Below are 15,130 nucleotides of genomic sequence, written 5' to 3' on the forward strand. Positions count from 1 at the left end.
CGCCCCCCCCCCCCGGCCCCGCCCCCCCCCCCCCCCCCGCGCGCCGCCCCCCCCCCCCCCGGGGGGGGGGGCCCGCCGCCGTTGGTGCATGCTCCGGCCTCGCCTCGTCCGGACGGACGAAGCGAGGCCGGGTGCTCAGCCGAGCTGCTGTTCGATGGCGCGCAGCTTGCGCTCCAGCGAGTCCAGCTTGGGCATCGACAGGGTGTCGTCGTCGATCGTCAGGTCGATGGACGACGAGGAGGAGTAGGACGAGGACTGCGAGGAGCCGACGGCGGCCCGCGGGCGGCGGCCCGCCGACAGCGCGCTCATCGACGCGGGTTCGAGCACCGAGCGGCCGGCGGCCGAGAGGTCGCTTTCCGCGGCTAGAGCAGGCTCCGTAGAGTTCGGGCCGTCCCCGGCAGCGGTCAGCGCGGGCACCTGGCGCCCGCTGCGGGCCCGGGCGAGCATGCTGCCCTGCCGGGAGATGGCCTTCAGCTCGGCCCGCTCACGGCGGTCCGCACTGCGGGCGCGCTGCTTGGCGTCCAGCTTGTTCTGACGCTCCTCGCGGACCTCCTCCACCGCCTCGTCCAGGCTGCGGACGTTCTCCAGCAGCATCAGCGACCAGGCCGCGTAGGTCTCGCGCGGGGCGCGCATCCAGCGCACTATCCGGATCTGCGGCAGCGGGCGCGGCACCAGGCCCTGCTCACGCAGCGCGGCCTTGCGGGTCTGCTTCAGCGCCCGGTCGAAGAGGATCGCGGCCGAGATCGACATGCCGGAGAAGAACTCCGGGGCGCCGTCGTGGGCACCGCCGCGCGGGGCGTGCACCCAGTTGAACCACGCCGAGGCGACCGCGAACACCCAGACCAGCAGGCGCGAACCGAGCGCCGCGTCACCGTGGCTGGCCTCACGCACCGCGAGCACGGAGCAGAACATCGCCGCGCCGTCCAGGCCGAACGGGACGAGGTACTCCCAGCCGTTGGAGAGCCCGAGGTTCTCCTTGCCGAAGCCGACCAGGCCGTGGAAGGACAGCGCGGCCGCGACGCCGGCGCAGCAGAACAGCAGGACGTAGGAGGAGATCCCGTAGACCATCTCCTTGCGTCGCCGGCGCTCCTCGCTGCGCTCCCAGGAGTCACCGGACTCCTCGCTCTTGGTGCTCTTGAAACGCAGCGTGGCCACCAGGATGGCGGTGAACAGCAGGGCCGCGCCGCCTACGACGGTCCAGACCAGCTGTATGGACGAGAGGTTCATTGCGGGTCGGGCCTCGGCTTTCCGCAGGAATGGGCACTGTGCGGCACAGGGAGTCAGGTCCCGGGGAGTGTGGTGGGTTTGACGGTGTGTCGGTTCCCACCGTGAGCGACTGCTGCGCCCGTACGTGGTTGCCGGGACACCTGTGCGGCTAGACGATATCGCGTCCGAAGGAACGGCATCGTACGGGAGGCCCGCTGCCGGCCGCCACTTCGGCCGGTGGGAAGCCGGACGGTGCCCGGCGTTCACCACTGGGTAGATGAATTCATGCGCACGTGGGTCGACCGATGAAGGATCATGGGGCGTCAGATCATCTGGCGGACCTGGGGGAGGACTGGATGGCCTCGGTTTGGGAGTACCTGCGGGGGGAGCGCAACACCCTCGATCCCGGTGGGCAGCACAAGGTGACCCTCACCAAGTCGCAGCCGCAGCACCGGATCGCCGGCGCCGCGGCCACCACCGGCTACCTGTACGTCAATCTGCACTGGACCACCAGGGAGGGCGGCGGCCGCTCGGCCCGGGAGTCCGTACGGCGTTGGTTCAGCCCCCGGATCCTCAGCCCGATGGAGCCCGACTCGTACCAGCCGACCCGGGTCAACGTGGACCTCGACCTCGCCTGCCTGTACGAACTCACCGACGGTGCCCGGGGGGTGGTGCAGCCGCTCGGCAAGTACTTCGGGGACCTCCAGAAGCCGCCGTACATCAAGCTCAGTGGCGACGACGTGTACGGAGCACCCTCCGGCGAGACGATGTACGTCAACCTGGAGAAGAAGGAGAAGTTCAAGCGGCTGCTCATCTTCGTGTACATCTACGACGGCACGCCGGCCTTCGACCAGACCCACGCGGTGGTCACGATCGTGCCGCAGACCGGCCCGCGGATCGAGATCCAGCTGGACGAGCGGGCGCCGGCCGCCCGCTCCTGCGCGGTGGTGCTGATCGAGAACACCGGGGACGGCGAGCTCACCGTACGCCGCGAGGTCCGCTATGTGAACGGGTTCCAGGCGGACCTCGACCGGCTGTACGGCTTCGGGATGCAGTGGCAGCGCGGCTACAAGACGGGCCCGGGGTCGGGGGAGTAGCGGGACGGCTGTAGTTGCGGTCGCGCTGCTCTCCCGCGGTGCCCGGGTGCGGGTGGCGGTGCGGGCATCAGCGCGGCTGGAACTGCGGTCCCTGCGGGGGCAGTGCGAAGCCGTCCGGAGAGGGCTGCTGGGCCGCCGGCGGCGCGGCGGGCGGGGGTGGCTGGACCGGCTGCTGAGGCTGCTGGGTCTGGTGCGACTGCGGGTAGCCGTAGCCCCCGGGCTGCGCCGGCTGGGGGTAGCCGTATCCGGCCGACTGCGGCTGCTGGTGCGGCTGGGGTGCCGGCGGGTAGCCGTAGCCGGGCTGCTGGGTCGGTTGCGGGTAGCCGTAGCCTCCGGGCTGCGCCGGCTGTGCGGCGGCGGCCGGGGCCGGGTGGTGCGGCTGGGGTGCCGGTGGGTAGCCGTAGCCGGGCTGCCGGGCCGGGGGCACGGGCGGCTGGGCGGGGTGCTGGGTGGGCGGCGCGGTCGGCGGCGGGGGCGGCAGCGGGGTGGTCGACGGTACGGCGGGCGCGAGGGTGTACGTGCCGGGCTCGGAGCGCGGCTCGGGGCGCGCGTCCGGCCGGTGCGCCGGGGCGGGCGCCGGCGCGGGGTGGCTACGGGGGTCCGGTGCGGGAGCGGTAGGCGCGGATGCTGCGGCGGGCGCGGTGTGCGGCGCGGGCGCGGGGGTCGAGCCCGCGGCCTCGGCCGGGGCCTGCTCGTCGTCCTCGACCGTGATGCCGAAGTCCGTGGCCAGGCCGATCAGGCCGGAGGCGTACCCCTGGCCGACCGCCCGGAACTTCCACCCGCCGTCGCGCCGGTAGAGCTCGGCCGCCAGCAGCGCCGTGACCTCCTCGGCGTCCGTCACGGCGAACTCCGCCAGCGCGGCGGCGCCGTCGCCCGCGGTGGCGTCGTACAGCAGCACCCGCAGGCGGGCCACCGCACGGAAGGAGCCGCCCTCCGCGGAGCCGGCCAGCACCACCCGGTCGACGTCGGCGGGCAGCTTGCCGAGCTCCACCTCGATGGTGTCGGCGATGTCACCCTCGGAGCCGACCCGGTGCTTGGGCAGGTGGCGCACCACGCCCGAAGGGTGCCGGGGCTGGTTGTAGAACACGAAGTCCGCATCCGAACGAACCCGGCCGTCGGAGCCCAGCAGTAGCGCGGAGGCGTCCACGTCCGGGGCGCCGGGGGTGGCGTTCCAGCGCAGCACGGCGCGGACCGCGGCCGCCGGCAGCGGGATGTTGGCGCCCTTGGCCATCACGTGCGTCATAGCCGACCATCCTGCCTCTTCGCCACCCATTCGGACAACGTGGCCGAAGGTGGCTGAACCGTGGGGGACTTTGCCGAATGCTTGCGCTTTGTGAAGTGGACGGTAACCTTCCGAGAATTCGATGTTTCGGAGCCGCATTCGCTGGGATCGGTCCGTACGATTGGCGGCCAGTGGCTCCGGGGGGTTCAGTGGTCCAGTACATCCGCCGACCGGCCGTCCCGCAGAACGCCGTCGGGCCGGGGCAACCCCGTCACCGATCCGGGAACCACCGGGCCGCGTGGACCGGTTAGCGATACGTCGGCCGGGCCGCTGCCGCGCAGACCGCACCGCCGCAATCCCGCCGCCCCGCCGCACACCGTGCCCCCTGCCGTACCCCCCGTCGCACCCAGCCCGGCTCCCGCCGTCGTTCCCAGCTTCGTCAGCACCACCAGTACCGCCAGCACCCGAACTTCGCGGCCGTGACGCCCTGCACGGCGCCACCCGCACCCCCGCCGCCCCGGCGGGCCGGACCTGATCGAGGAGAGCACCTTGCGCCATTTCGGCCACCTCGCCGACGACGTACGCGACCGCCTCTTCCTGGAGCAGCCCAGGAACTTCGGCCGGGACAGCGAGGCGGCCGTCCTCTCCACCGCGCTCGGCGCCACCCTCTACAGCCCCGCCACCAGGACCACCCTGCGCACGGACATCCGCAAGCAGGCCTCGCGGGGTGTGGTCTCGATGGTGCTCTGCCTGGAGGACGCGATAGCGGACCACGAGGTGCCGGCGGCCGAGGAGAACCTGGTCGCCAGGCTTGGCGAATTGCACACGGACAGCACACAGGATCTTCCCCTTCTCTTCATTCGGGTTCGCACCGCCGATCAGATCACCGACCTCACCCGCCGGCTCGGCCCGGCCGTCCGCCTGCTCACCGGATTCGTTCTGCCGAAGTTCACCGAGGAGAGCGGCGGCGACTTCCTGGAGGCCCTGACCACGGCCGAGAACGTGAGCGGGCACCGCCTGTTCGCCATGCCGGTGCTGGAGTCCCCCGAGCTCGCCCATCTGGAGACCCGCCGGGAGCAGCTCTTCGGCATCTCCCGGCTGCTCGGCAAGCACCGCGAGCGCATCCTCGCCGTCCGGCTCGGCGTCACCGACCTCTGCTCCGCGTACGGCCTGCGCCGCTCCCCGGACCTGACCGCCTACGACGTGGCGCTGGTCGCCGGGGTGATCGGTGACGTGGTCAACGTGCTCGGCCGGGCCGACGGCAGTGGCTACACCGTCACCGGGCCGGTCTGGGAGTACTTCCCGGTCCAGGAGCGGATGTTCAAGCCGCAGCTGCGCCGCACCCCGTTCGTCGAGGCCGACCCACCGGGTGAGGACGTCCGCCGCCGGATCATCGAGCACGACCTCGACGGCCTGATCCGCGAGATCGAGCTGGACCGCGCCAACGGCCTGCTCGGCAAGACCTGCATCCACCCCAGCCACGTCCCCGCCGTGCACGCGCTGTCGGTCGTCACGCACGAGGAGTTCTCCGACGCCCGCGACATCCTGGACCGTGAGCGGGGCGGCGGCGGGGTGCTGCGCTCGGCGTACACCAACAAGATGAACGAGGCCAAGCCGCACCGCGCCTGGGCGGAGCGGGTGATGGTGCGGGCCGAGGTGTTCGGCGTGGCCAGGGAGGACGTGAGCTTCGCCGAGCTGCTGGCGGCCTGCCTCTGCGCCTGAGCCGCCCCGTACCCTCGGACCTCGTAGGCCCGGCCGGGCGGCCTGCGCGGGCGCGGTGCCCGTCCGCATCCGTCCCACCCGTACGGCCGGCTCCACCCGTGGCGCCAGTTCTACCCGTGGCACCCGTGGGACCCCTGGCGCCCGTAGTACCCGTAGTGCCCGTACCACCAGCTCGCCGTACCACCGAAAGCAGGGCCAGTGACAGCACAGGCAGTACCAGCCGCAGCGCAGCCGGACGCGACCCCGGCGCCGTGGACCGGCCGCTGGGTCGCGGACCGGCTCGGCATCGGCCTGACCGGCTCGGACCGGCTGCCCGAGCTCGTCGGCCTCGCCCTGCGGGAGAACCCCCGGCGTGCCCACCTGCTGGTCTCCACCGTGCTCGGCAAGCACGTGCCGCAGCGCCCGGAGGTCGTGCACGGCGCGGGCCTGGAGCTCGGCCGCCGGGTGCACGAACTGCTGGGCGCCGAGCCGGCCGCCCGCGCGGTGGTGCTGGGGTACGCGGAGACCGCGACCGGCCTCGGCCACAGCGTGGCCGACGCGCTCGGTGCCCCCTACCTGCACTCCACCCGCAGGCCGGTCGAGGGCGTGGCGGCGGTCGGCGGCTTCGAGGAGGAGCACTCGCACGCCACCTCGCACCTGCTGCTGCCCGCCGACCCCGCGCTGCTGACCGGGGACGGGCCGCTGGTCCTGGTCGACGACGAGTTCTCCACCGGCAACACCGTGCTCAACACCATCCGCGCCCTGCATGCCGGTCATCCGCGCTCGCACTACGTCGTCGTCTCGCTGGTCGACCTGCGTGGCGAGGCCGACCGCCGGCGCCTCGAGGAGGCCGCGACCGAGCTCGGCGCCCGGCTGGACCTCATCGCCACCGCCGTCGGCGGCGTACGGCTGCCCGAGGACGTCCTCCCGCGCGCCCAGGAGCTGATCGCCGCCGCAGGCCCCGCCCCCGCCCCGCCGGCGGGCTCGCCGGCGCCGCTCGTCCGGGTCGCGCTGGCCTGGCCCGAGGGCCTGCCGGACGGCGGCCGGCACGGTTTCACCGCCGAGCACCGGGCGCAACTGAACGCCGTACTGCCCGAGTTGGCCGAGCAGCTGGCGCAGGCCGTGACCGGCCCTGCCGGGGCCGGTGTGCCGGTCGAGGCCGCCGCGCGACAGGCACGACCGGTGCCGGGGGTCCCGCGGGTACTCGTGCTCGGCTTCGAGGAGCTGATGTACGCCCCGCTGCGACTGGCCGGCGCACTCGCGGACCGGTTCGCCGGGCAGCTCGGCGACGAGCACGTGCGGTTCTCGACCACCACCCGCTCCCCGGTCCTCGCCGTGGACGACCCCGGCTACGCGATCCGCACCCGGCTGGCCTTCCCCGCCCACGACGACCCGGCCGACGACGGCTCGCGCGAGCGGTACGCCTACAACGTCGCCCCCGGCGCGGACCCGGACCGCCGCTTCGACGCGATCGTCCTGGTGGTCGACGGGCCCGGCGACACCCCCGCTCTGCACGAGGGCGAGCGCGCGCTGCTGCGGCAGCTGCGGCTGGTCGCCGACCGGGTCGTCCTCGCCGTCCTCCCGTCCCACCGGCCGGCGCCCACCCAGCCCGCGTCCGACCCGACGCCGTCCCCTCGGCCACCGTCCGACCGACGGCCGTCCGACCGGCCGTCCGATCGGGGGCTCTGATGCCGGGAACACCGTCCGACGAGGGGAACGCCGCCGTTCGCGCACTCGTTCGATCAACAGCCTTTGACCACCAGCCGAGCAACAGACCGAAGGCGAGCATGACCACGACGCCCCCCAGCACCGCGACCGAACCGCGCCCGCTGTACGGACCGGACTTCTCCTCCTACGCACGCGCCGACGTCACCTGGCTGCTCACCGACCTCTCCGACGTCCCGCTGGAGGCCCCGACCGAGGAGCGTGAGGAGGCCGTCCAGTCCGGCGGCGCCCACTACGCGGAGTCCCTGCCGGTCGAGTACCAGCCCAGCCCCGAGTACCAGGAGCTGTTCCACCAGGCCCTGCGCGCCTCCGCCCGCCGGATCGCGCTGGCCGTGGGCACCGTGGCCGAGACGCTGCTGCGCGAGCGCGGCCCCGACCTGGTGATCGCCTCGCTGGCCCGGGCCGGCACGCCGGTCGGCATCCTGATCCGCCGCTGGCTGGCCTTCGCCCATGACCTGGACACCCCGCACTACGCGGTCTCGATCATCCGCGGCCGAGGCATCGACCCGGTCGCCCTGCGCTACCTGGCCGCCCACCACCGCGCCGCGGACGTCGTCTTCGTCGACGGCTGGACGGGCAAGGGCGCGATCACCCGCGAACTCACCGAGGCGCTCGCCGGCACGGACTTCAACCCCGAGCTCGCCGTCCTCGCCGACCCCGGTGGCTGCGTGCGCACCTACGGCACCCGCGACGACTTCCTGATCCCGTCCGCCTGCCTCAACTCGACGGTCTCGGGCCTGATCTCGCGTACCGTGCTGCGCGCCGACCTGATCGGCCCCCACGACTTCCACGGCGCCAAGCACTACGCCGAACTGGCCGGCGCGGACGTCTCCAACGCCTTCCTGGAGACGGTCGCCGACCACTTCGCCGCCGTACGCGAGGAGGCTCTCGCCGCCGCCGCGCAGCTGGCCGACGCGGACGGCGAGCGCACGCCGAGCTGGGAGGGCTGGGCCGCCGTCGAGCGGATCAGCGCCGAGTACGGCATCGACAACGTCAACCTGGTGAAGCCCGGCGTCGGTGAGACCACCCGGGTGATGCTGCGCCGGGTGCCGTGGCGGGTGCTGGCCCGGCGCGGTGCGGGTGCGGACCTGGACCACGTGCGGCTGCTGGCCGCCCAGCGGGGCGTACCCGTGGAGGAGGTGGACGACCTGCCGTACTCCTGCGTCGGCCTGATCCACCCCCGCTACAACCGGGGCGCGATCGGCGAGTCCGGTACGGCCGTCCTGGCGAAGGAGTCCTGATGAGTGCCGCTGCCCCCGCCGCTGCTTCCGGCGCCGGCTCGGCCGCCTCGCGGTTCCTGGTCGCGAGCGACCTCGACCGCACCCTGATCTACTCGAACCGCGCGCTCGCCCTGGACGTCCCCGACCGGCTGGCCCCCAGGCTGCTGTCGGTGGAGGTGCACGACGGCAAGGCGCTCTCGTTCATGACCGAGCAGGCCGCCGGACTGCTGGTCGAGCTGATCCGGGCGAGCGTCTTCGTGCCCGCCACCACCCGCACCCGTACCCAGTACGAACGCGTCAACCTGCCAGGCCCGACACCGGGTTGGGTGCCGCAGTACGCGATCTGCAGCAACGGCGGGCAGCTGCTGGTGGACGGCGTCCCCGACCAGGACTGGCGCACCGAGGTCCGCTCCCGGCTGGCGGCCGCCTCCGCGCCGCTGAACGAGGTCGTCGAACACCTCGCCCTCGCGGCGGACCCGGAGTGGACGCACAAGCGCCGGGTCGCGGAGGATCTCTTCGCCTACCTGGTCGTCGAGCGCGCCGAACTCCCGCAGGGCTGGCTGGAGGAGCTCGCCGGCTGGTGCGAGGAGCGCGGCTGGACGGTCTCACTGCAGGGCCGCAAGGTCTACGCGGTGCCCGCCCCGCTCAGCAAGAGCGCGGCTCTGGCGGAGGTCGAGCGCCGGGTCGGCGGCGCGATCGTGCTGTCGGCCGGCGACTCGCTGCTCGACGCCGAGCTGCTGCTCGCCGCCGACGCCGGCTGGCGGCCCGGCCACGGCGAACTCGCGGACGCCGGCTGGACGGCGCCCGGCGTCACCGCGCTCACCCATGTGGGTGTGGCGGCGGGGGAGGAGATCGTCCGCCAGTTCCTCGCCCGGGTACGGGCCGGCACGCAGGCCGTCGCGGTCCGCTGACGCGCCCGGCCGCTGTGGCGGGGGTGGGTTGGTGGCCGCTGTGGCGGGCGGCGCGCCCGCCACAGCGGCCTTGACGGGCGTCCCGGCTCAGGGACCGGTGCCGTCGAGCAGTTCGCGCGCCGCGTGCTCGAAGTCGGCCAGGGCCTGCGGGTCGCCGGCGCAGTGGTCCGCCCAGAACCCCGGGCGCTGCCAGCTGGCCGGGGCCATGCGCACGCTGCCGTCGGCCAGGACGGCCGTCCAGCTCGCGGGGATCCGGTCGTCCACCGTCTCGAAGTCGACCGGGTCCCAGAGCAGCCCGGGCGCCTCAGCGCCCTCGCCCAGCAGGCGGATCCATACCTCGTCCACCCCGGCGATCAGCTCCAGTACCGGGTAGACGCCGCCGACCCGGACGCCTTCGAACTCCGCCACGGGGATGTCGGCCATCGGATGGATGATCCCGGTGCACTTGACTCTCATCGGAGCAGTCTCGCAGCGGGGGGTTGCGGCGGTCGGGGCCGGGTGCGCGCGCCCGCCTGGGCTTCGGTGCGGGCTAGCCGCAGCAGCCTCCGCCACAGCAGCCGCCACCCCCACCGCCTGCGCCGGAGGGCGGCTGCGGCGAGCTGCTGCCGCCGCCCACCCCGGTCACGGCGACGGTGGAGAGCAGCTTGACGGTGTCCGGGTGCCCCTGCGGGCACACCGCCGGGTCACTGGCCTGCGCCATCGTCCGGCGCAGTTCGAACGTGGCTCCGCAGGAGCGGCAGCGGAAGTCGTAACGAGGCATACCCCGCAGCGTACCGAGCCGCTCAGCCGCCGGGTACGTCGCGCGGGCGCTTCTCGCGGATGTACACCTGCTTGCGCACCCGGGCGACGACGCCGCCGTCCGACGCCAGCACCTCGGTGTCGAACCAGACCAGCGCCTTCTTGCCCTCCTGGGTCAGCTCGCGGATCTCGGCGAGCCGGTCGTCGCTCAGTGCGAACTCCGCGAAGATGTCGCCGCGCCCCGGCGATACGAAGGTGATCTCGGCGGCGGCGTCCCAGACCACGTAGTCGCGGCCGAGGTTCTGCATGATGAGCAGCATCCAGAACGGGTCGGTCATCGCGAAGATCGAACCGCCGAAGTGGGTGCCCACGTAGTTGCGGTTGAGCCGGCCCAGCCGGAGCCGGACCTTCGCGAAGCGGAAGTCCTCGGAGACGGCCATCACCCGGATGCCCGCGAAGAGGAACGGCGGCCAGAGGTTGATGCCACGCCGGAAGGTCGCGGCCGTCATGGTGCGCTTTCGTGCCATGGGGCCGACTCTAGCCGATTATGTTACTCGCCAGTAATGGCCTCGGGTGGCCGATTCCGGCCCCGAGATGTGGCCGCGAGGGATGCCCCCGCCTCCCCGGCGGCTGCCGCCCGGCGACGCGGCACGCCCGTCCCGCCTGGGCCCGTCAGTGGTGCCCCGAACTGCCCAGATCGCCCCGGATCAGCGAGACCACCTCGGCCGCCGACGCCCGTACCGCAGCCGTCTCGCCCAGGAAGTGCCAGTAGTCCGGGTGCCGCCCCGCCGCCTCCAGGGCCGCCACCGCCCGGTCCAGCCGGCCGACCGCGGCGTCCAGCGGCCCGGCGTGCCGGGGATCCGGCGCCTGCCGCCCCGCCATCGCCAGCCGCTGCGCGTCGCGCAGAGCGAAGCGCGTCCGCTCGATCTCGTGGCTCGGGTTGTGCTCCACCTCGTTCAGCTGCCGCAGCCGCTCGTTCACCGCCGCCACCGAACCGTCCGCCGTGTCCAGCAGCGCCCGTACCGTACCGATCGCGCCGGTGGCATCCGCCCAGCGCTGCTCGTCGCGCGCCCGCGCCGCCTCGGACAGCTTCTGCCCGGCCGCCCGTACCGCCTCCGCGACCTGGTCCGGAACGCGCTGGAGGTCCTGCCAGCACGCCGCGCTGAACCGGCGCCGCAGCTCGCTCAGCGCAGGGTCGACGGTGCCGGCCTTGGTCTCCAGCGCCTGGATCCGGGTCCGCAGACTCGCCACCCGACGGTCGATCTCCCGGGCCTTCTCCGGACGCTGCTGCGCCGACGCCGCGATCGCATCCGCCCGCAGCGCCACGTCGTCCGCACGCCTGAGCGTCGCCGCCACCCCGTGCTTCGCCGCGCCCTCGTTGAGCCGGCTCAGCTCGGGCGCCAGCTCCGCCAGCCGCGTCGCCAGGTCGTCCGCCTGCAACCCCGCCGCGCGCACCGCCTCCAGCGCGGTGGTCGCGGCGAGCAGTGCGCGCTTCGCCTTCTCCACCGCCGGCGTCACCCGCATCAGCTGCGCCTCGGCATGATCCAGCAGCGGCTGCAACCGCGCCAGGAACCCGTTCAGCTCCGCCTGCGCCGCACCCAGCTGCCCCTTCACGTCCTCCAGCTGCCGCCGGGCCCGCGTCGCCGCGCCCGACTCCAGCTCCTCCGCGTCCAGATCGTGCGCGTCCAGCGCCGCCAGGTAGTTCACGCTGACCTGGTCCACCCGGCCGGAGATCTGCTGGAAGTCCGCCAGCGCCTGCCGCGCCGCCGCGCTCTCCTCCGCCGCCCGTACCGTCTCCACCGCCAGCTGGACGTCGCGCTGGGTGGAGTCCAGCTCGTAGAACGCCTGCTGCGCCTCGTCCCGCGCGGCCTTCGCCTCGGCCCGGCCGGCCTCACCCCGCCGCCACCAGCCACCCCGGCCGCCACCCGTACTGCCGAACGACGCCGCGACCACCGCCGGCAGTACGAGCGGCAGCATCAGCGTCAGCCCCAGCGCCTCGACCGCCGCGCCCCGGCGCCGCCCCCGCCCGCTCCCGCCGGCCACCCTCACTCCGCGCTCCCTGCTCCGACGTCCGCCCCGCCCCGGCGCCTCACGGCCCGCCCGGCGGGTGATCCACCACCCATTCTTCCCGATCACCCCACCCCACCGGCACCCCTCCCACCACCCCGCCGCTCCCCCTCCCCCCACCTGTCCCGAGCCCCCCGGCGGACCAGGTACTCTTGGCTGTCGTCGTACCCCCACCGGGCCGCGACGGGGGCGCGTAGCTCAGTGGTAGAGCGCTGCTCTTACAAAGCAGATGTCGGCGGTTCGAAACCGTCCGCGCCCACCAGCCGAAATGCCCCGCAGCGATCACGCTGTGGGGCGTTTGACTGCACTGACTGACCGCAACGGCTGATGTCAGCCGGCCTTGCGGCGCCGCTTTCGGTGGGCGGTCCGTGTGCCCCGCCTGCTCCGGACCGTCGTCGGCCCGGACCAGGCCTTCCGTCACTGAGGTCCGGCATGATGGACCGGTGGACTTCGAGCCGTACCGGGGCGAGCTGACGGCGTACTGCTACCGGATGCTGGGCTCCTATCAGGACGCCGAGGACCTGGTGCAGGAGTCACTGCTGCGCGCATGGAAGGCGCGGGACCGGTACGACCCGGAGCGGGCGTCGGTACGGACCTGGCTCTACCGGATCGCGACCAACGTGTGCCTCACCGCGCTGGAAGGCCGCGCGCGGCGTCCGCTGCCGTCCGGTCTCGGCGCGCCCGGTGAGGACCCGAGGGTGCCACTCGTGCCGGCCCCGGACATTCCCTGGCTGGAGCCGTTCCCCGACGCCCGCTTCGATCTGGAGACGCGCGCCGACCTGCGACTCGCCTGGGTGGCGGCGGTCCAGCTGCTGCCGGCGAGGCAGCGGGCCGTACTCGTGCTGCGTCAGGTGCTCGGGTTCACCGCCGCAGAGGTCGCCGGCCAGCTGGAGACCACGGTCGCGGCGGTCAACAGCACACTGCAGCGCGCCCGCGCCACCCTGGCCCTGGCCGGTGAGCGCACCGATCTCACCGAGCTCACCGAACCGGACAGTCCCGAGGCGCGCGAGGTGGTCCAGCGCTACGCCCGTGCCTTCGAGGCGGCCGATGTCCCTGCCCTGGTCCGGCTGTTGGCCGAGGACGCGATCCTTGAGATGCCGCCGGTCCCACTGTGGTACCTCGGCCGTCAGGACTACGGCCGGTTCATGGACCGGGTGTTCGAGATGCGCGGCCGAGGCTGGGCCACACGGCAGCTCACCGCCAACGGCCAGCCCGCGCTCGCCACGTACCTGCCTGAGGCAGTGGCAGCGGACGCCTTCCGACTCCACAGTCTGCAGGTCTTCACTGTCCACGGTGGCCGGATCACGCACAACGTGGTCTTTGCTGATCCACGAATGCTGCGGGTCTTCGGCCTCCTCTCGCGAACTTCTTCCGAAGAGCTGCGCCGGGAGCGATGAGTCCGGTCGGTGTCGCCGGTACGTACTGGTGAACACCACACCGAAGGAGACTCGTCATGAGCGTCATCGTCATCGCGTTCACCACCCTGGACGGGGTCGTCTCCGACCCCGACGGCTCTGCGGGCACGCCGGAGGGCGGCTGGATGTTCCGGTTCGGCCGTGAGGAGATCGACGGCGACAGGTTCCGGATCGGGAGCACGCTGGAGAGGGGGGTACTGCTGCAGGGGCGGGGGACCTGGCAGCAGTTCTCGAAGCTCTGGCCGCACCGCGAGGGTCCGTTCGCCGCGCAGATGAACGCCGTCCCGAAGCTGGTCGCCACCCGTACCCTGACCGACACCTCGGCCTGGGCGAACTCCCGGCCCCTCGACGGCGATCTCGTCGACGCCGTCAAGCGCGAGGACCGCGACGTGGTCGTCATGGGCAGCCTCGGTATCGTGCGCCAGCTGATGGCCGAGGACCTGGTCGACGAGTACCGGCTGATGACCTTCCCCACCGTCCTCGGCGCCGGCCGGCGGATCTTCCCGGCCGACGGCCCGCACACGGACCTGGAGTGCCTGTCGGCGGAGCGGGTCGGCGCCCTCGTCCTCACCCGCTACCGCAGGGTTGCCGCCCGCTGAAGGCTTTCCACCCCTCGCGGCCCACGGCGGGTCGCGACGGCCCGGGCGCTCGGCCTTGCCAGGTGCGGCTGTCGCGGGCGGCGGTGTGGATGCTGTCGACCTGGCTGCTGGAGAGGCGGGGGTGCGGCCCGACAGGCGCTGATCCACGGCTGCCCCGTCCAGGTGGAGCACGGGGGACAGGGCGGAGCTCACCTCGATGGACGCGGCTCCGACGATGGCGATCACGGGGTGGACCGGTACGGGGAAGCCGCAGCGGGCGGACAGCGGGCGGGTGGCCCTGGCGGCTTCGGCCTGGCTGATGGGGACGTAGCGCGCCCCGCGACGGAGTCGCCCACAGCGCGATACACGACTCGACGCAAGCTGAAGCCGTCTTCACGATCTGACTGCGCCTGGTCGACCCAGTTCTGAACAGGTGCGGCAGGAACGCGTCGCGGCGGAAGCCCTTCGAGAGGTCGCGGTCACCCGTTCTGACCGGGGTGGTCTTCCTGTCGCGTCAGGGCAGTGGCGGCCCAGCCGTGTTCCAGCAGGGCAAACAGGTCGCGCATGGTCCGGGCAGGGTCTTCGCTTGCACGGGCGATGCTGGGGGCTTCCAGGGCGAAGCGTGCCAGGCCGGTGACGGCGGGAGCGTCCGGGGCGAGCCCGGTGGCTTCGGCGAGGGTGGCGGCCAGCGTGCTCTCGTGGCGCGACCACATGCGCCGGGCGTAGTCCCGGAGCGCGGGGGTGGATTCGACGAGGACGAAAGTGGGGTCGTCGGTCCGCACGGCGGTTCGGCTTTGCACCATGTGGTCGCGCAGGGCGTGCAGCACGGGCTGACCGGGGGCTCGGTCGCGAACGGCGGCGACCAGGGCGCTCTCGACGTCCGCGTCCAGGTCGAAGACGAGGGCTTCCTTGCTGGGGAAGTGCTTGAAGAGCGTGCTCAGCGAGACGTCGGCCGCCTCCGCCACCTCGCGTACACCGACGTTGTCGAAGCCGTGCTCGGTGAACAGCCGCAGTGCGGCGTCCGCCAGGGCCTGCCTCGTCTGGGCCTTCTTGCGTTCGCGGCGTCCTGTCGTTGTCTCGGCCATGCCCCCACTCTACCCCCTTGAGGGGATTCGATCGCAAATGCTATCGAGGAGAAAATCAGAGCGGTTGTACTTTTGTAGCTGCTGTGTTTCTGTGAGTGGGGACGGCTGACCGGCACCCACCTGTCGGACCCGGGACGCGTCCCACACCGGAACGACTGATCCGCC

Annotated in this window: 12 protein-coding genes, 1 tRNA gene and 1 pseudogene; 7 read left to right on the forward strand and 7 right to left on the reverse strand. The window is 73.0% G+C overall.

Translation table 11 applies throughout. The features are described 5' to 3' along the window. Positions 1 to 135 precede the first annotated feature (135 nt). Complete coding sequence (locus tag ACIBH3_RS03700; protein ID WP_396310207.1) at positions 136 to 1,227, reverse strand: DUF2637 domain-containing protein; 1,092 nt, start codon at positions 1,225 to 1,227, stop codon at positions 136 to 138. Positions 1,228 to 1,562: 335 nt separating this feature from the next. Here ACIBH3_RS03700 and ACIBH3_RS03705 point away from each other — a divergent pair, with 335 nt between their 5' ends. Next, positions 1,563 to 2,303: a Tellurium resistance gene (locus tag ACIBH3_RS03705; protein WP_396310208.1), complete on the forward strand. Its 741-nt coding sequence runs from the start codon at positions 1,563 to 1,565 to the stop codon at positions 2,301 to 2,303. A gap of 67 nt (positions 2,304 to 2,370) precedes the next feature. Here the strand turns inward: ACIBH3_RS03705 and ACIBH3_RS03710 are convergent, their stop codons facing one another. After that, on the reverse strand, positions 2,371 to 3,546 hold the full coding sequence (locus tag ACIBH3_RS03710; protein WP_396310209.1) for a TerD family protein: 1,176 nt from the start codon (positions 3,544 to 3,546) through the stop codon (positions 2,371 to 2,373). 528 nt (positions 3,547 to 4,074) lie between these two features. On the opposite strand from ACIBH3_RS03710, the gene ACIBH3_RS03715 reads away from it, so the two are divergent. From ACIBH3_RS03715 to ACIBH3_RS03725, 3 genes and pseudogenes are all read left to right on the forward strand, one after another. After that, positions 4,075 to 5,247: an HpcH/HpaI aldolase/citrate lyase family protein gene (locus ACIBH3_RS03715; protein WP_396310210.1), complete on the forward strand. Its 1,173-nt coding sequence runs from the start codon at positions 4,075 to 4,077 to the stop codon at positions 5,245 to 5,247. Positions 5,248 to 5,445: 198 nt separating this feature from the next. Further along, positions 5,446 to 8,192 (forward strand): annotated as a pseudogene (locus ACIBH3_RS03720) (phosphoribosyltransferase). Beyond that, positions 8,192 to 9,082 (forward strand): HAD family hydrolase, encoded by an 891-nt coding sequence (locus ACIBH3_RS03725; RefSeq protein WP_396310211.1) that lies wholly within the window; start codon positions 8,192 to 8,194, stop codon positions 9,080 to 9,082. The pseudogene ACIBH3_RS03720 and the gene ACIBH3_RS03725 overlap by 1 nt, the downstream one beginning before the upstream one ends. A gap of 87 nt (positions 9,083 to 9,169) precedes the next feature. On the opposite strand, the gene ACIBH3_RS03730 is transcribed toward ACIBH3_RS03725, so the two are convergent. The 4 genes from ACIBH3_RS03730 to ACIBH3_RS03745 form a co-directional block, all read right to left on the reverse strand. Next, positions 9,170 to 9,505 carry a hypothetical protein gene (locus ACIBH3_RS03730; RefSeq protein WP_396310212.1) on the reverse strand — a complete coding sequence of 112 codons (336 nt, stop codon included), beginning with the start codon at positions 9,503 to 9,505 and terminating at the stop codon, positions 9,170 to 9,172. Positions 9,506 to 9,611: 106 nt separating this feature from the next. Then, positions 9,612 to 9,842, reverse strand: coding sequence for a zinc ribbon domain-containing protein (locus tag ACIBH3_RS03735; protein ID WP_396310213.1), 231 nt, complete (start codon positions 9,840 to 9,842; stop codon positions 9,612 to 9,614). A gap of 22 nt (positions 9,843 to 9,864) precedes the next feature. Then, the gene (locus ACIBH3_RS03740; protein WP_396310214.1) at positions 9,865 to 10,347 is read right to left on the reverse strand and encodes a DUF4442 domain-containing protein; all 483 of its coding nucleotides are present in this window, start codon (positions 10,345 to 10,347) and stop codon (positions 9,865 to 9,867) included. 145 nt (positions 10,348 to 10,492) lie between these two features. Continuing rightward, positions 10,493 to 11,797 carry a hypothetical protein gene (locus tag ACIBH3_RS03745; RefSeq protein WP_396310352.1) on the reverse strand — a complete coding sequence of 435 codons (1,305 nt, stop codon included), beginning with the start codon at positions 11,795 to 11,797 and terminating at the stop codon, positions 10,493 to 10,495. Between the two features lie 277 nt (positions 11,798 to 12,074). On the opposite strand from ACIBH3_RS03745, the gene ACIBH3_RS03750 reads away from it, so the two are divergent. The 3 genes from ACIBH3_RS03750 to ACIBH3_RS03760 all read left to right on the forward strand — a co-directional run bounded on the left by ACIBH3_RS03750 (position 12,075) and on the right by ACIBH3_RS03760 (position 13,901). After that, positions 12,075 to 12,149: transfer RNA gene (locus tag ACIBH3_RS03750), tRNA-Val, on the forward strand. A gap of 106 nt (positions 12,150 to 12,255) precedes the next feature. Then, the gene (locus ACIBH3_RS03755) at positions 12,256 to 13,284 is read left to right on the forward strand and encodes a sigma-70 family RNA polymerase sigma factor (protein ID WP_396310215.1); all 1,029 of its coding nucleotides are present in this window, start codon (positions 12,256 to 12,258) and stop codon (positions 13,282 to 13,284) included. 56 nt (positions 13,285 to 13,340) lie between these two features. Beyond that, the gene (locus tag ACIBH3_RS03760) at positions 13,341 to 13,901 is read left to right on the forward strand and encodes a dihydrofolate reductase family protein (RefSeq protein ID WP_396310216.1); all 561 of its coding nucleotides are present in this window, start codon (positions 13,341 to 13,343) and stop codon (positions 13,899 to 13,901) included. 458 nt (positions 13,902 to 14,359) lie between these two features. Here ACIBH3_RS03760 and ACIBH3_RS03765 read toward each other — a convergent pair whose 3' ends face one another. Next, positions 14,360 to 14,965, reverse strand: coding sequence for a TetR/AcrR family transcriptional regulator (locus ACIBH3_RS03765; protein ID WP_396310217.1), 606 nt, complete (start codon positions 14,963 to 14,965; stop codon positions 14,360 to 14,362). Positions 14,966 to 15,130: the final 165 nt, after the last annotated feature.

Origin of the sequence: Kitasatospora sp. NPDC050543 (assembly GCF_044457565.1) — a bacterium.
Lineage (GTDB): Bacteria > Actinomycetota > Actinomycetes > Streptomycetales > Streptomycetaceae > Kitasatospora.

What these genes read in the sequence shown, in the direction of transcription:
- ACIBH3_RS03740 (WP_396310214.1), bottom strand. Translation starts at nt 10,347, where the DNA reads ATGGCACGAAAGCGCACCATGACGGCCGCGACCTTCCGGCGTGGCATC.
- ACIBH3_RS03745 (WP_396310352.1), bottom strand. Translation starts at nt 11,797, where the DNA reads ATGCTGCCGCTCGTACTGCCGGCGGTGGTCGCGGCGTCGTTCGGCAGT.
- ACIBH3_RS03735 (WP_396310213.1), bottom strand. Translation starts at nt 9,842, where the DNA reads ATGCCTCGTTACGACTTCCGCTGCCGCTCCTGCGGAGCCACGTTCGAA.
- ACIBH3_RS03700 (WP_396310207.1), bottom strand. Translation starts at nt 1,227, where the DNA reads ATGAACCTCTCGTCCATACAGCTGGTCTGGACCGTCGTAGGCGGCGCG.
- ACIBH3_RS03725 (WP_396310211.1), top strand. Translation starts at nt 8,192, where the DNA reads ATGAGTGCCGCTGCCCCCGCCGCTGCTTCCGGCGCCGGCTCGGCCGCC.
- ACIBH3_RS03760 (WP_396310216.1), top strand. Translation starts at nt 13,341, where the DNA reads ATGAGCGTCATCGTCATCGCGTTCACCACCCTGGACGGGGTCGTCTCC.
- ACIBH3_RS03765 (WP_396310217.1), bottom strand. Translation starts at nt 14,965, where the DNA reads ATGGCCGAGACAACGACAGGACGCCGCGAACGCAAGAAGGCCCAGACG.
- ACIBH3_RS03710 (WP_396310209.1), bottom strand. Translation starts at nt 3,546, where the DNA reads ATGACGCACGTGATGGCCAAGGGCGCCAACATCCCGCTGCCGGCGGCC.
- ACIBH3_RS03705 (WP_396310208.1), top strand. Translation starts at nt 1,563, where the DNA reads ATGGCCTCGGTTTGGGAGTACCTGCGGGGGGAGCGCAACACCCTCGAT.
- ACIBH3_RS03730 (WP_396310212.1), bottom strand. Translation starts at nt 9,505, where the DNA reads ATGGCCGACATCCCCGTGGCGGAGTTCGAAGGCGTCCGGGTCGGCGGC.